This is a genomic window from Embleya sp. NPDC050493 (genome assembly GCF_044458105.1).
In the GTDB taxonomy this organism is placed as follows: Bacteria; Actinomycetota; Actinomycetes; order Streptomycetales; family Streptomycetaceae; genus Embleya.
The window spans coordinates 123,492-137,531 of sequence record NZ_JBITHP010000021.1 but is presented as its reverse complement, the minus strand read 5'-3'; the positions used below and the strand labels follow the sequence as shown (position 1 = coordinate 137,531).

Here is a 14,040-nt window from a genome sequence, read left to right as displayed (position 1 = left end):
CGGCTCGGGAGGCGCGGTATGACCGTGCTCAACGATGCTCATCCGGTGTGTCGGTTCGATCTGCCGCCGCACGAGGCGGAGGTGTCCGCGGCCCGGCGCAAGGTCGTCGCGATCGCCGTCGAGTGGGGCATGCCGGCCCACGGCGATCTCGTGGACACGCTGCGTCTGGTCGTGTCCGAGTTGGTGACCAACGCGGTCCGGCACGCGGGGGTGTTGACCCCCGCCATCGGCGTCACCGTGTGCGGCACAGACGACGGTGGCGTGCAGGTGGGGGTGCACGATCGACATCCGTTCTGTCCCAAGGCGCTGTTGGAGACGGTCGACGACGACAGCGGACGCGGCCTGCTGATCGTCAAGGCCCTGGTCGCGGAGGCCGGCGGATACGCGGGGATCCAGCCGGACGCGACCGGCGGCAAGACGGTGTGGGTGACGCTGCCGCTGCGCTGAGCCGGGCGGGGTGCGCCGTGGTCGGCCGTCGCCGTCTGCCGTCTGCCGTCTGCCGGGTCGGGACGTCGCGACGGGTCGGGTCCGCCGCGCGTGTTCGTCGGTCGCCCGCGGGATCGCCGGTTCGGTCACATCCATCGGGTTTCGTCGGTCAAGGCTGTGACACGACACGACGGGAATGTGAGACCGATGGACGAGAACGAGTTCCTGGCGGGCCGCTTCGAGGAGCACCGAGCGCGTCTGCGGGCGGTGGCGTATCGCATGCTCGGCTCGCTGAGCGAGGCGGACGACGCGGTCCAGGAGACCTGGATCCGGCTCAGCCGCACCGACGTGCGTGAGATCGACAACCTGGCCGGTTGGCTGACCACGGCGGTGGCCCGGGTGTCGTTGAACATGCTGCGCTCGCGCCGGACCCGTCGCGAGGACCCGTTGGACGCGCACGTCCCGGACCCGGTGGTCACGCCCGACGAGGGCACCGACCCCGAGCACGAGGCGGTCCTGGCCGATTCGGTCGGCCTCGCGCTGCTGGTCGTGCTGGAGACGCTCGCGCCCGCCGAGCGCCTCGCCTTCGTGTTGCACGACATGTTCGCGCTGCCCTTCGACGAGATCGCGCCGATCGTGGACCGCACACCCACCGCCACCCGGCAGTTGGCCAGCCGGGCCCGCCGCCGGGTCCAGGGTTCGCCGGGCGACCCGGACGTCGACCCCATCCGGCAGCGCGAGGTGGTCGACGCCTTCCTCGCCGCGTCGCGCGCCGGCGATTTCCAGGCGCTACTGGCCCTGCTCGACCCGGACGTGGTGGTACGCGCCGACCGGGCCGCGGTCCTGGCGGGCGCGACGGACGACGTTCGCGGCGCGATGGCGGTCGCGGAGACCTTCACCGGCCGGGCCCAGGCCGCCCGAACCGCGCTCGTCGACGGCATCTTCGGCGCCGTCTGGGCACCGCGCGGCAAGCCCCGGGTGATCTTCGGCTTCACCGTCGTGGACGGCCGGATCGTCGGCATCGACCTGCTGTCCGACCCCGATCACCTGCGCGAAACGGAGGTGACCTTCGTCGGCTGACCCCGTTCACCACCGTTCACCACTTCAGGTCGAAGCGCTGCTCCACGGCGTCGATTCCCCAGGCGCGGGCCGGGTGTTCCTCGGTCAGGGTGAATCCGGCCCGGTCGTACAGGTGCCTGGAGGCGTCCAGGCCCGCGATCGTCCACAGGTACACGCCGACCGCGTCGCGCCGACGGGCCTCGGCCAGTGCGGTGTCGAGCAACGCACCGCCCACGCCGCGACCGCGTGCGGCCGGATCCAGGATCACCCAGCGCAGCCGCATCCACCCGTCCTCCTCGCGGGTGATCCCGATGCCGCCGAGCACCCGTTCCGCGTCCTCGGCGACCCACATCCGCCCGGGTCCGTCGTGCCCCTCCCGGGCCCGGGCCAACACGAGTTCGGCCATGCCCGCGGCGACGCCCGCCTCCATCGTGGTGTCCATGCCGTATTCGCGGCTGTACAGCACGCCGTGCAGCGCCGCGAGCGCACCCAGGTCGCCGGGACGGGTCGCGTCGCGCACGGTCACGGCGCTCGGGCCCGGGCTCGGGTCGGGGCTTCGGCCGGGCGTGGGGCCGGGGCTCGGTGTCGAGGTCATGGTCTCGATACCCTTCACTGAAACAGTCGTTTCAGTAGAGGATATGCGGATGACCGCCGACGCGAAACCCCCCACCTCCGCCCGCCGTGACGAGCTGCTCGCGGCGAGCGTCGCCTACGTCGCCGAACACGGGCTGGCCGAACTCTCGCTGCGCCCACTGGCTCAGGCGATCGGCTCCAGCCCGCGCGTACTGCTCTACCTGTTCGGCGCCAAGGAGGGGCTGATCCGGGAGATTCTGGACGTCGGCCGAGCCGAACAACTCGCCCTGGTCGAACGTGCCGACGGCCACCCCGGCACCGCCCGGGAGACCCTCGACCTGCTGTGGACCTGGCTGATCGCCCCCGAACGCCGGGGCGCACTGCGGCTGTTCTTCGACGGCTACGTCCGCTCCTGCGACGGCCCGGACGGCCCCTGGTCCGACTTCGCCGGCAAGTCCCTCGACGACTGGCTTCCCCCGCTCCGGCGCGTCCTGGCCGACCATCCCGTCCCGCCGACCCTGGTCCTCGCCGTCCTCCGCGGCCTCCTCCTCGACCACCTGGCCGGCACCACCACGGCCCACCTGCAACGAGTGCAATCAGCCTGGACAGCCTTCCTCGACCACTCCTTCCCCCCACCGACCGCCCACTGACCCCGCCCCACCCCGAACCCACCCGAGGCCGATAGGCCGACCGAACCCACAAGCGCCGAGCAGCCCAACCCCGCCATGTGCGACATGCCGCCGCCGAGCGGCAGCACAAAGCGCGGCGGTCGCACCGGTCGGCCCGGACCCGGTGGCGTCGCCGAACCGAAGCCGCCGAGAACAGGCATGGCTGCGGGTCGTCGTGCGGCCGTGGCAGCGGGAACGCCGAACCGTCCGCGGTCGGTGTCTCGGTACGCTCGCGCCCGTGACGATCTTCCGTTCCATCGCTCTGTTCCTGGCGGCTGCCGTTCTGGAGATCGGCGGCGCGTGGTTGGTGTGGCAGGGCACTCGTGAACACCGCGGATGGGCGTGGATCGGTGCGGGTGTCGTGGCTCTGGGTGCGTACGGGTTTGTCGCCACCCTTCAAGAGGACGCGAACTTCGGGCGCATCCTCGCCGCGTACGGCGGTGTGTTCGTCGCCGGCTCTCTGGCCTGGGGGATGGCGTTGGACGGCTACCGCCCGGACCGCTTCGACGTCGCCGGCGCGTTGATCTGTCTCGTCGGCGTCGGCGTGATCATGTATGCGCCCCGGGGCCACTGACCTCCGGAGTCGGCGGGACCGACGCGGTGAAGGTGGTGCGTCGCGAGCCGGCGCCGAAGAGGCCCGTCACGCAGCAACGCCACACGCCGGAGTCCGGCGCGCCGCACGGTCACCTCCGCGTTGCTCCGCTCTCCGCGCCCCCAACGCCCCTTCGCCCCAACCCACGCCCCCGCGCGCTCCGCCCCCACCCCCGACCCGCACCCGCGCCGCCCCCGTTCCGAACGACCGCGCTCAGCTCGCCAGCAACTTCGCCTCTTTCTCCGCCGGCAGGCCCACCACCGGGCGGTCGGGGCGTTGAGGCACGACGCCGTTCACCGAGCGGAGCCAGGCCCAGGTGTCGGCGACGGTCTCCTCGACCGGGCGCACGTGCAGGCCGGCGCCCAGTGCCTTGCGCACATCCCGGCGGTGGATGCTGTCGTAGAGTTCGCCGGCCGGAAGCCAGATCGGCAGTTCGAGCCACGGTTCGATACCCGCGGCCAGGATCGTGTCGGGGTCGAGCCAGCGCAGTTCGGCGTCCGAACCGGTGACCCGGACGCACAGGTCGAGCAGTTCGCCCATCGTGGTGTGGCCGGTCGGGCCGATCAGGTTGTAGGCGCCGCTACGACCCGCCTCGGCCGCGTCCAGGGTCCATTCGGCCAGGTCGCGGGCGTCGATGTATTGGATCCGCGCCTCGCGCGGCCCCGGAGCCGGGACCGGGCCGCCGCGGGCGATCCGGTTGAGCCACCACGGAAGGCGGCCGATGTTCTCGCGCGGGCCCAGGATCAGGCCGGCGCGCGCGTGCACGTACCGGTCGCCGAACGCCTGCTCGATGGCGATCTCGGCGCCACGCTTGGCCCTGGCATAGGCCACGTCGTCACCGTCGTCGGGCGACGCCTCGACCAGCGGGGCCTCCTCGCCCGACCCGGCGGGCGTCGGGTAGGCGTACACCGAGCAACTGGAAATGTAGACGTACCGCTCGACCCGACCTGCCAGCAGGTCGGCCGAGTCGCGGACCACGCGCGGCGCGGCACTCCAGGTGTCCAGGACCACGTCCCACTCGCCGTCGGCGAGCGCGGCCAAGCCGCCCTCGGCGGTCCGGTCACCAACCAACGACCTTACGCCGACTGGGAGTTCGTGCCGCCCGCGATTGAAAACGGTCACGTCCCAGCCCCTGGCCGACGCGGCGTCGGTGACGGCGCGGCCGACGAAAGCGCTACCACCCAGAATCAGAATTCTCATGGGCTCGACTCTGCCCACCTGCGGCGATCACGGGAAGCACCTCACGCTCTGGGCGGAATCGCTGTCGGCGTAAACCCGCGCCGACCGGCGTCTACCCCACTCCCCGCGGCGGGCAGGAACGCCCGTGCCGGCCCGCCCCCTCCGAGCTCGGCCCCTCCGAGCCCGACGCCTCCCGATCCGAAGCCTCCCGATCCGCCAACTCCCGGTCCACCAACTGCAACAGCCGCAACAGCTCGGCCCGATCCGCCTCACCCAGCCGATCGAAGACGGCCGCACCCGCACCCTGCCGGATCGCCCGGATCCGACGCAGCTCGGCCCGCCCCAGCTCGGTCAACTCGACCAGCGTCGAGCGCCGGTCCGACTCGGAGGTGCTGCGCCGGACCAAGTCCCGCGCGGCCAGGTCGTCCACGACGGTGGTCGCCGACCGCGGCACGATCTCCAACCGCGCCGCCAGATCGGCCATCCGCAACGGCTCGCCGGCGTGCGCAAGCACCTTCATCGCATGCGCCTGCGCCGGGGTCAGCCCCAGCGGGGCGAGTTCACGTCCGGCGCGCACCCGGATGCGCTTGGCCAGCCGCATGAACAGGTCGCCGATCGGCGCCGAGGTGGATTCCGGCGAACTCACGCGTGTCACGTCCAGGGAAACGGGGATCCGGTCGGATCCGGGTGGCCCATTGTCCCGTCAGGCCCGATGCCGAACGACGGGGGCGTGTCGCGGAAACGACGTGTCGCACTCTCTGTGTTCCCCACGCGGCCCACCGGCGCGCAACACGACGTCCGGAACGGCGTCGATATCGCTCGCGTGGGCTCCGGAGGCCCATGCCGCGTTGGCCTCCACGACCGCCCAGCCCCGGTCGGTCGTGCCCACGTCCACCACGATCGCCGACGGCAGCCGGGACCCGGCGGCGACCGGTACGTCGGCGCCGAACGCGAGCGCGTCCGCGCCCTGCGCGCACTCGTCGATCGGCGCGACGCCCAGCAGGCCCGGGTCCAGGTCGCGTGCCACCGCGTCGGCGAACAGCGGGCCGGCGTACGGATGGGCTCGGGCACCCACCAGGTCCTCGGGGACACGCCAGGTGTGCAGCCGGCGTGCGGGCAGGCCGCGACGGAGCACGGCGCCCACCAGGGCACGATCGGTGTCGGTGCTGCGCGGTGCGACCAACAGGACGCGGTCGGCGGAGGTCATGGGGCCCACGGTGTCGGCCCCGGGCCCGGTGGGGCGAGTGTTTTTCCCCGTGCGCCCCGTGGCATTGTTCGGGAATGCTTCCCCTGGTCCATGCCATTCGTTACGTCACGCCGATGCGTGAGGGCGGTTCGTTGCCCGGTCTCGTCGAGGCCGACGATCTGGGCACCTACGTCGTGAAGTTCCGCAGTGCCGGGCAGGGTGCCAAGGTGCTGGTCGCCGAGGTCGTGGTGGGCGAACTGGCCCGCCGGCTCGGGTTGCCGGTGCCCGCCCTGGTGCGGGTCGAGGTGGATCCGGTGATCGTGCGCGGCGAGCCGGACCAGGAGGTCCAGGAGTTGGTCCGGGCCAGTGCGGGGCTGAACCTGGGGATGGACTTCCTGCCGGGCTCGGCCGACTTCACCCCCGCCACGTGGGAGCCGGACGCCGAGCCGGCCGCGCGCGTGTTGTGGCTGGACGCGTTCACCTCGAACGTGGACCGTTCCTGGCGCAATCCGAACCTGCTGGTGTGGCACGGCCGGCTGTGGCTGATCGACCACGGCGCCGCGCTGTGGTTCCACCACGCGTGGCAGGCCGCGAAGTCCGCCGCGACGCGTGCGTTCGACGCCGGCGACCACGTGCTGGCCGCGCTCGGCGGTCCGGGCCTGCTCAAGGCGGACGCCGAACTGGCTCCCCGGATCACCCGCGAGTTGCTCACCGAGGTACTCGCGCTGGTCCCGGACGAGTGGCTGGAGTCCGGTGACGCCGAGCGCGCGCTGGGCCTGGACAGCCCCGACGCGCTGCGCGAGGCGTACATCGCGCACCTGCTCGCCCGGGCCGCCGCACCGCGCGCATGGCTTCCGGACATCGCGCCCGAGACGATCGCGCGGCAGGGCGCGGCACAACCGTCGAACCGCCCGGATTGGCTCAAGTGATGACGATGATCGCGCAACGGGAGTTCTTCGAGTACTCGATCATCCGCCTGGTGCCGCGCGTGGAGCGCGGCGAGTGCCTGAACGTCGGTGTCGCGCTGTACAGCCAGGCGTTCGGCTTCCTGGGCGCGCGCACCCACGTCGAACAGTCCAGGCTGTGCGCGCTGGACCCGGACGCCGACGTCACCCAGGCGCGCGCGGTGCTCGCCGCGTGGGAACTCGTATGTGCCGGGAGCGAAGCGGCCGGCGCGCCCGGGGCCGAGCCGGTCGGCCGGCGGTTTCGCTGGCTGACCGCGCCGCGCAGCACCATCGTGCAGCCCGGTCCGGTGCACGGCGGGTTGACCGCGAATCCGGCGGCGGACCTGGACCGGCTCTTCGACCTGCTGGTGTTGTGAAACGGGCGGCACGGTGCGCGGGGATGCCATGCCCCCCGCGCACCCGGACCGCTGCCGGTCCACCCGAACGCGGCGCACCGACCCGCCGCGCCACGCGGTTGCCGACCGCCACGCTCTGTCCGTGTCGTGAGCTGCTGCGCTACCGTGCCGGGTACCGGTTGTTCCCGGGCTCCGAGGTGGAGGCGACGATGATCCGTACGTACGGTCCACAGAGTCGGGGCATGGTGGTCTGCACCCTCGTGCTGCTGACCATCCTGGGTTTGTACAGCGCGGTGTACGACGCGATGGCCTGGACGTGGCTGGTGTGGTCGCTGATGGCGATCGTCACCGCCCTCCTGGTGGCTACCGACCGAGGCATCTGACCCCCACGCATCGACTCACGCGGGTGCCCGCACGCATCGACCCATGCGGGTGAGACCCGTGCGCCGGCCGAGGCGTGTGACGATCGTGCGTCCACCGAGGCGTGCGAGGCCCGCGTGGCGACGCGTGCCCGGCCCGCTCACACGACGGTGAAGCCGTGTTTGGCGCCCAGCCGGGTCAGTGACCGACGGCCCGGGATGCCGTCCGCGTCCGAGCCGTTGTAGCCCAGTCGGCGCTGCCATTCGGCGTACGCCTTCACGGTCGCGGTGCCGTAGTGGCCGTCGGCCAGGTTGCGGGCGAGCAGGCCCTCGGCGACCAGGGCGTTCTCCACCATGCGGGTGCCCACGTAGGTGACCGGGGTGCCCGCCCGGCCCGGGTCGGACCGGGCGGCGGCCACCAGTTCGACCAGGTCGACGGCGGGGCGCGGGGCGGGGATGTCGACGGGTGGTGTGCCGCCGGCTCCGGCCACGATGCCCGGGAAGACCAGGTCGTGGAACTGTTGCACGCGCGCGTCGCCGGGGCACGCCGTGCCGTCGATGGACCACTTGGCGAACAGCCGGTGGTAGCCGTAGCCGGGGTCGTCCCAGGCCCGGCACACCCGCAGCGGCAGGCCGTGCCGCTCGTGCATCCACACTCCGAGCCGGATCAGGCTGTCCACCTGGGCGTCGGTCCACGGGTCGGTGTGCTCCAGGTTGCTGGCGCTCTCGCAACTGACCGCGCCGGTGCCGTCGGATCGCCGGTTCGCCGAGGCATTGGCGTCGGCCCGGGTCTCGGTGCCGATGTACTGCCACAGCCCGCCGTCGTACGCACAGCCGAAGTGCGATTCGAGGTTGGTCGAGTCGCGCCAGTACTCGTACATGCGCTCCCCGGACCAGGGCGCCGCGATCGAGTGCAGGATCAACTGGGTCGGGCGGATGGCGGGCTGCGCGTCGGATTCCGGCTCCAGCTCGCGCTTGGTGGCTCCGGGGTACCAGGCCATGGCGGTCTCCCTGTGATCGAGGTCGGGGGGACGGGGTCGCAAATGCCCATGGTCGCCACGGTTCGCCGGCTTTTCGGATATTTTCCGGAAACCCGGGCCGATCCGCATGAAGCCGCCCATAATGTCGCCGAACACCCGTACGCGCCCGCGCCGCACCCCGTACACCCGTCCGCGCCCCGGGCTCCCGCTCAGACCCCGAACCCGATCCGCCCCGGTGCCGCCGAGCACCGCACCGCCGATGGCCCGAACCGGGATCCGGACGCGTCGGCCCGGGAGGCGGACCTGCCGATCGCCGCCGATGTGACCGAACTCATGGCCCCATCGGAGCAGGTCGCCGACGGCCGAACGGTGGTCGATCCCGAGGCGATCCATCGGCTGCCCGACCCGCGCCGCGACCCGCTCACCAGGGTGGCGCCGCGCGGGCACGGGGCGCCTTCGCCACCGGCCGAAAGGCGCCCCGATCCGGCAGCGGCCCGGGCTCCGGGGTCGGCGAGGCGGCGGAGTCCGGGCCCGACGCGAGCGACCGACCGAGCCGAATCCGCCGCCCGGGGCCGACGATCATCGGCGGGTATCGGCCGCTCTGACATACTTTGCGGGGCTGAGCCGGTTACCGGTCGGTTGTCGGGACTCCACAAGTAATAGGACGTCCTCTTTATCGGTGTCGATACCCGCCCGCCGACTTTTCCCTGACAGCGTTGCGGATCAAGTGGCCCATACGCGAGCGCGCGTGGGCCACCCGTGTCGTGTTTCCACAATGCTTCGACAGAGCTGGGGTGCGTTTTATGACGCTCGGCAAGACCGATGTGGTGGTGACGGGGATGGGTGCGACCACGCCGTTGGGCGGGGACGTACCGTCCACGTGGGCGGCCCTCCTCGCGGGCGAGTCGGGAATCGAAGCCCTGGCCGACGCGTGGGCGGCCGACCTGCCGGTGCGGATCGCCGGACGGATGCGGGTCTGCCCCGAGACGGTGCTCGACCGGGTCCGGGCGCGGCGGCTGGACCGATGTCAGCAGGCCGCACTCGTGGCGGCGCGCGAGGCGTGGGAGAACGCGGGCGCGCCGACGGTCGAGCCGGAACGGTTCGCCGTGGTGGTGGGCACCGGCATGGGTGGTGCGATGACGATGCTCGCGCAGCACGACGTGCTGGCCGCGTCCGGCGTGCGCCGGGTGTCCCCGCACACCGTGCCGATGCTGATGCCCAACGGGCCGGCCGCGCAGGTCAGCATGGAGTTCGGCGCCCGGGCCGGCGCCTACACCCCGGTGAGCGCGTGCGCGTCGGGCTCGGAGGCGATCGCGTACGCCCTGGACCTGATCCGACTCGGCCGCGCCGACGTGGTGATCGCCGGTGGCGCGGAGGCGACGATAGGCGCCCTGCCGATCGCGGGCTTCGCGCAGGCGCGCGCGCTGTCCACCTACGAGGGCGACCCGGCCGCGGCGTCGCGTCCGTTCGACGCCGGGCGGAACGGGTTCGTGATGAGCGAGGGGGCCGCGCTGCTGGTCCTGGAGCGGGCCGACTTCGCGGCGGCACGCGGCGCCTCCGTGCACGCGTACCTGGCCGGCGCCGGTGTCACCTCGGACGCCAACCACATCACCGCCGGGTACGGTCCGGGCCAGGTCCGGGCATTGCGGATGGCGATGGCCGAAGCGGGCGTCGCCGCCGCGGACGTGGACCACATCCAGGCACATGCGACCTCGACGCCGGGGGGCGATGCGTTGGAGGCCGCCTCGATCACCGAGGCGATCGGTAAGCACGCGGCGGTCACCGCGATCAAGTCGATGCTGGGCCACCTGTGCGGCGCGGCCGGCGCGATCGCCGCGGTCGCCGCGGTGTCGGCGCTGCGCGACGGCGTCATCCCGGCCACCCTCAACCTGGACTCCCAGGACCCGGACATCGACCTCGACGTGGTCGCCAAGGAGCCCCGGGTGGGCCCCCTGAACGTCGCCGTCGCCAACGCCTTCGGTTTCGGCGGCCACAACGCCGCCCTGGTCTTCACCTCGGCGAACTAGGCTCCGTCCGGCGGAACTCGGTGGGGTCCGGCCCCGAGGAAACACCGCGCTCGCCCGACCCCGGTCCCCGCGTCCCGACGCACCGACCGGGGTCGTCGCATGCCCGCGCCCGAGTCGCGAAGGAAGCGGATCGAGTGGAGCGGGGTGGCGCGGTGCGACGCAAGGCGGGGCGCAGCGGGACCGAACCGGATGGTGCGGGCGGAGCGGACGACCTCCGAGCGAACCGGCCCGGGGCGGCCCCACAACCGTTCCGTGCGGACACGTCGCGCGGGCGAAAATCGGGTGCGCCGGGCGCCGGTCTTCCAGCAGGCTGGGGGTCGGCACGGCCGTTCCGAAGCGAGGGACGGGGTGCCCGGAGGCCAAGCGGGAGAGGGGTTTCGGCGAACCGCCGTGTTTTTGCCGAACACCTCGCGCGCACCGGGTGAATCAGGAACGTCTCTGGCCTCATTCGTTTCTAGGCTGAAGGACATGAAGACCACGGGGAAGAACACCAACGCAGCCGGCGGCAGGGCCGGGAAGTCCGGTTCGATCGCCGCGTTCGCGCGGTTCGTGGTCTTCGGTGGCGGCACCGGGATCGCCTCCTCGGGCGCGCTGGTCGTGCTCTCCGGCACGATGCCGATCGCGGTCGCCAACGCGTTCGTGACCGTGGTCTCCACGGTGGCCGCCACCGAGCTGCACAGTCGGTTCACCTTCGGCGGCGGGCGTGCCGGATTGCGCGCCCACGGCCAGTCGGCGCTCAGCGCGCTGGTCGCCTACCTGTTCACCACGGCCGCGGTGCTCGGCCTGCACGCGGCGGCGCCGGGCGCGGGGGTCCTGGTCGAACAGGGCGTCTACCTGGGCGCGTCCGGCCTGGCCGGGATCGGCCGGTTCGTGGTGCTGCGCCTGTTCGTCTTCGTCCGCCCCGCTGCCCGCCCGCGCCCGGTCGCCCCGGCACTCGCACGCACCCACGTGGTCGCCGCCGCATAGTCGCAACGCGAGGCGGACCGGCGGCGGCCGTCCCGTCTCGCACGACACAGCCGGCGCGGTTCGTCCGGCAGGGCCGTCGCACCCCGGGCACGGTCGGCGCGGTTCGAGCACCCCCACTGCCAGGCGGGCCGGCGGCGACCCGGCCCGTCTCGCACGACACGGTCACCCGGCCCGGATCGCACGGTCAGCGCGCCCCAGCCGACCCGGGCGGCACGGTCAGCGCGGTTCGAGCGCCCACCACTGCGAGGCGCGGTCGGTGTCCTCCCACTGCCGCACGTTGCCGCCGGGCTCGGTGCTGCCGTCCGCCACCTCCAGGAGCAGCCCGCTGACGTAGTTGACCAGCGTGACCCGGCCCGGCGCGTCGGCGTGCTGCTCCAGGATCCACTCCTGCGCGCCGAAGTTGTTCGCCCGCCACAGCTGCACGTTGGCCCCGTTCTCCTCCGAGGCCCCGGTCACGTCCAGCCGCTTCCCGCTGGTCACGTGCTCCACGTGGTACACCGCACCGCCCGCGTGCACGGCGGTGATCCGCCAGTGCTGCGCGCTCGAACCGTCCTCCGCGCCCTGCCACACATTGGCCCCACTGTGGGTCCGCCCGCCCTCGACTTCGAGGACCAGCCCGCTGTGCACATTCCGCAGCACGTACACGCCCTCGTCAACGCCACCCACGTCGCACCCCTGGTCCCGATCCATGATCTTGAACCAGTCACCCTTGCACGCCGCACCCACATGTCGCCCGCCGGCCCACGTCCCTACTTGCGCCCTCCGTTCGGGCAGTAGCCGGTCATGGCGGCGTTGGTGATGGCCAGGGCCTCGTCGTGGGTGTAGGTGACGCCCATGATGCGGCTGGCGATCTCCTCCCGGTCCTTGCCCATCTGCACCCACCCGCAGGCCACATTGGCCATGCTCAGCAGGACGCCCAAGTCGGCCTTGCCGTCGACGAGTTGCGGTGCGGAGCGGCCGAGTTCGGCGACGAACCTGGCATCGGTGGGCGAGCGGCTCCCATCGGCCGGCGAGGAGTCCGGCCGCCCGGCCGCTGCCGGACCCGCCGCTTCGCCGTCTCCCTTTCCCTGCACCAGACTTGCCACGAACACGGCGGCGCCGATCACCAGGACGATGGCAACACATGCCCCCACGACACGGTTGCCGATCCGTCGACGCGGCGGCGGCGGTTGATTGCTCACGGGACTCCCCACAGTCGGATGCCGCGGAGGCTACGCCCCCGAACCACCCGAACGGGCGTCCTTCACCGAGTCGTGATCCATTGCGCGCCGAGCCGCCCCCTGCGACGGCATGACGGCGCCGCCCGCTGCTCCCGTAGCGGACGGCGCCCGTCGTGTTCGGTCGGGTCACGAACATGTGACCCGACCGGGTTCCGGTGGGCTACTTGCCCGTGTAGTTCACCTGAAGTTCCTTGATCCCGTTGATCCATGCGTGCCGCAGGCGTCGGGGGTCGGCAGCCTTGCTGATGTCCGGCATCGCGTCGGCGATCGCGTTGAACATCAGGTTGATCTCCATCCGGGCCAGCGACGCGCCCAGGCAGAAGTGCGGACCGCCGCCGCCGAAGCCCAGGTGCGGGTTCGGGTTGCGGGTGATGTCGAACTTCATCGGGTTCTCGAACACGTCGGCGTCGTAGTTGGCCGAGCTGTAGAAGATGCCGACCCGCTGACCCGCCTTGATCTCCTGGCCGCCGAGCACGGTGTCCTGGGTCGCGGTGCGCTGGAAGGACATCACCGGCGAGGAGTAGCGCACGATCTCGTCCGCCGTGGTCTCCGGCCGCTCCGCCTTGTACAGCTCCCACTGGTCGGGGTTGTCGAAGAACGCGAGCATGCCGTGGGTGATCGCGTTGCGCGTGGTCTCGTTGCCCGCGACCGCCAGCAGCAGGACGAAGAAGCCGAATTCGTCCGAGGACAGGCTGCCGTCGGACTCGGCGGTGATCAGCCGGGTGACGATGTCCTGCGCCGGGCACGCCTTGCGCTCCTCGGCCATGCCCATCGAGTACAACATCAGTTCGGCGGCGGCCTGCGCGCCGACCTCGGTGGACTCCGCGTACTCCGGGTCGTCGTAGCCGAGCATCTTGTTCGACCACTCGAAGATCTTCTTGCGGTCCTCCTGCGGTACGCCGATCAGCTCCGCGATCGCCTGCAACGGCAGCTCGCACGCGACCTCGGTGACGAAGTCGCCCGAGCCCTTGAGCTTGGCGTCGCGCACGATCTGTGCGGCCCGCTCGGTCAGCGCGGCCTGGAGGGCGTTGATCGCCCGGGGCGTGAAGCCGCGCTGGACGATGCTGCGCAGCCGGGTGTGCTCCGGTGGGTCGATGTTGATCATGATGAGCTTCTGCGCATCGATGTTGCTCATGTCCATGCCCTCGGCGAACCGGATGATCGCCGTGTTCTTGTTCGTCGAGTAGATCTCCGGCTTGGTGGAGACCTCCTTGACGTCCGCGTGCCGGGTGACCAGCCAGTAGCCGTCGTCGCCGAAGTTGGAGACCTCGGGCGTCTGCGGGACCCACACCACCGGCGAGGTCTTGCGCAGCTCGGCGAACTCGTCGAGCGGGATGCGCGTGGTGTACAGGTCGGGGTCGGTGGGGTCGAAGCCGTGGTCGAGGACCGGACACGTCATGGTGGAACTCCCGTTGCCGGAGGGTGTGCGAGGTCGCCGCGGGAACCGGCCGGGGACGAGTGCCGGGAAGCGCGGTGGTGCGGTGCTGCGGTGCTGCGTACCGGCC

The 14,040-nt window shown here is 72.0% G+C and carries 17 protein-coding genes; 9 read left to right on the top strand and 8 right to left on the bottom strand.

From position 1 onward, the window contains the following. Positions 1-18 precede the first annotated feature (18 nt). A complete protein-coding gene (locus tag ACIBM5_RS32705; RefSeq protein ID WP_391585925.1) occupies positions 19-447 on the top strand; it encodes an ATP-binding protein in 429 nt (142 codons plus the stop codon). 186 nt (positions 448-633) lie between these two features. Beyond that, on the top strand, positions 634-1,506 hold the full coding sequence (locus ACIBM5_RS32700; protein WP_396010222.1) for a sigma-70 family RNA polymerase sigma factor: 873 nt from the start codon (positions 634-636) through the stop codon (positions 1,504-1,506). A 16-nt stretch (positions 1,507-1,522) separates the two neighbouring features. Here ACIBM5_RS32700 and ACIBM5_RS32695 read toward each other — a convergent pair whose 3' ends face one another. Further along, complete coding sequence (locus ACIBM5_RS32695) at positions 1,523-2,080, bottom strand: GNAT family N-acetyltransferase (protein ID WP_396010221.1); 558 nt, start codon at positions 2,078-2,080, stop codon at positions 1,523-1,525. A 49-nt stretch (positions 2,081-2,129) separates the two neighbouring features. Between ACIBM5_RS32695 and ACIBM5_RS32690 the strand changes: the two genes are divergently transcribed. Further along, entirely contained in the window at positions 2,130-2,708 is a 579-nt protein-coding gene (locus tag ACIBM5_RS32690) for a TetR/AcrR family transcriptional regulator (RefSeq protein WP_396010220.1), read from the top strand. A 256-nt stretch (positions 2,709-2,964) separates the two neighbouring features. Then, positions 2,965-3,300 (top strand): YnfA family protein, encoded by a 336-nt coding sequence (locus ACIBM5_RS32685; protein WP_391585929.1) that lies wholly within the window; start codon positions 2,965-2,967, stop codon positions 3,298-3,300. A 231-nt stretch (positions 3,301-3,531) separates the two neighbouring features. Here the strand turns inward: ACIBM5_RS32685 and ACIBM5_RS32680 are convergent, their stop codons facing one another. The 3 genes from ACIBM5_RS32680 to ACIBM5_RS32670 all read right to left on the bottom strand — a co-directional run bounded on the left by ACIBM5_RS32680 (position 3,532) and on the right by ACIBM5_RS32670 (position 5,704). Further along, positions 3,532-4,506 carry an NAD-dependent epimerase/dehydratase family protein gene (locus ACIBM5_RS32680; protein WP_396010277.1) on the bottom strand — a complete coding sequence of 325 codons (975 nt, stop codon included), beginning with the start codon at positions 4,504-4,506 and terminating at the stop codon, positions 3,532-3,534. A gap of 103 nt (positions 4,507-4,609) precedes the next feature. Beyond that, the gene (locus tag ACIBM5_RS32675) at positions 4,610-5,143 is read right to left on the bottom strand and encodes a MarR family winged helix-turn-helix transcriptional regulator (RefSeq protein ID WP_396010219.1); all 534 of its coding nucleotides are present in this window, start codon (positions 5,141-5,143) and stop codon (positions 4,610-4,612) included. A gap of 57 nt (positions 5,144-5,200) precedes the next feature. Further along, on the bottom strand, positions 5,201-5,704 hold the full coding sequence (locus ACIBM5_RS32670) for an ATP-grasp domain-containing protein (RefSeq protein WP_396010218.1): 504 nt from the start codon (positions 5,702-5,704) through the stop codon (positions 5,201-5,203). Positions 5,705-5,778: 74 nt separating this feature from the next. Here ACIBM5_RS32670 and ACIBM5_RS32665 point away from each other — a divergent pair, with 74 nt between their 5' ends. The 3 genes from ACIBM5_RS32665 to ACIBM5_RS32655 all read left to right on the top strand — a co-directional run bounded on the left by ACIBM5_RS32665 (position 5,779) and on the right by ACIBM5_RS32655 (position 7,366). Next, positions 5,779-6,612, top strand: a complete 834-nt coding sequence (locus tag ACIBM5_RS32665; protein ID WP_396010216.1) for a HipA family kinase — start codon at positions 5,779-5,781, stop codon at positions 6,610-6,612. Next, on the top strand, positions 6,612-7,004 hold the full coding sequence (locus ACIBM5_RS32660) for a DUF3037 domain-containing protein (protein WP_391585934.1): 393 nt from the start codon (positions 6,612-6,614) through the stop codon (positions 7,002-7,004). Before ACIBM5_RS32665 ends, ACIBM5_RS32660 begins: the two co-directional genes overlap by 1 nt. 188 nt (positions 7,005-7,192) lie before the next feature. Then, the gene (locus ACIBM5_RS32655; protein ID WP_391585935.1) at positions 7,193-7,366 is read left to right on the top strand and encodes a hypothetical protein; all 174 of its coding nucleotides are present in this window, start codon (positions 7,193-7,195) and stop codon (positions 7,364-7,366) included. A gap of 137 nt (positions 7,367-7,503) precedes the next feature. Here ACIBM5_RS32655 and ACIBM5_RS32650 read toward each other — a convergent pair whose 3' ends face one another. Continuing rightward, the gene (locus tag ACIBM5_RS32650) at positions 7,504-8,343 is read right to left on the bottom strand and encodes an N-acetylmuramoyl-L-alanine amidase (RefSeq protein WP_396010215.1); all 840 of its coding nucleotides are present in this window, start codon (positions 8,341-8,343) and stop codon (positions 7,504-7,506) included. Positions 8,344-9,125: 782 nt separating this feature from the next. Here ACIBM5_RS32650 and ACIBM5_RS32645 point away from each other — a divergent pair. After that, positions 9,126-10,349: a beta-ketoacyl-[acyl-carrier-protein] synthase family protein gene (locus tag ACIBM5_RS32645; protein ID WP_391585939.1), complete on the top strand. Its 1,224-nt coding sequence runs from the start codon at positions 9,126-9,128 to the stop codon at positions 10,347-10,349. Between the two features lie 468 nt (positions 10,350-10,817). Then, complete coding sequence (locus ACIBM5_RS32640) at positions 10,818-11,315, top strand: hypothetical protein (protein WP_391585940.1); 498 nt, start codon at positions 10,818-10,820, stop codon at positions 11,313-11,315. Between the two features lie 216 nt (positions 11,316-11,531). Here the strand turns inward: ACIBM5_RS32640 and ACIBM5_RS32635 are convergent, their stop codons facing one another. The 3 genes from ACIBM5_RS32635 to ACIBM5_RS32625 form a co-directional block, all read right to left on the bottom strand. Further along, positions 11,532-11,981 (bottom strand): RICIN domain-containing protein, encoded by a 450-nt coding sequence (locus ACIBM5_RS32635; RefSeq protein ID WP_396010214.1) that lies wholly within the window; start codon positions 11,979-11,981, stop codon positions 11,532-11,534. A gap of 83 nt (positions 11,982-12,064) precedes the next feature. Further along, on the bottom strand, positions 12,065-12,496 hold the full coding sequence (locus ACIBM5_RS32630) for a DUF732 domain-containing protein (RefSeq protein WP_396010213.1): 432 nt from the start codon (positions 12,494-12,496) through the stop codon (positions 12,065-12,067). Positions 12,497-12,695: 199 nt separating this feature from the next. Beyond that, the gene (locus ACIBM5_RS32625; protein WP_391585943.1) at positions 12,696-13,934 is read right to left on the bottom strand and encodes a cytochrome P450; all 1,239 of its coding nucleotides are present in this window, start codon (positions 13,932-13,934) and stop codon (positions 12,696-12,698) included. Positions 13,935-14,040 lie beyond the last annotated feature (106 nt).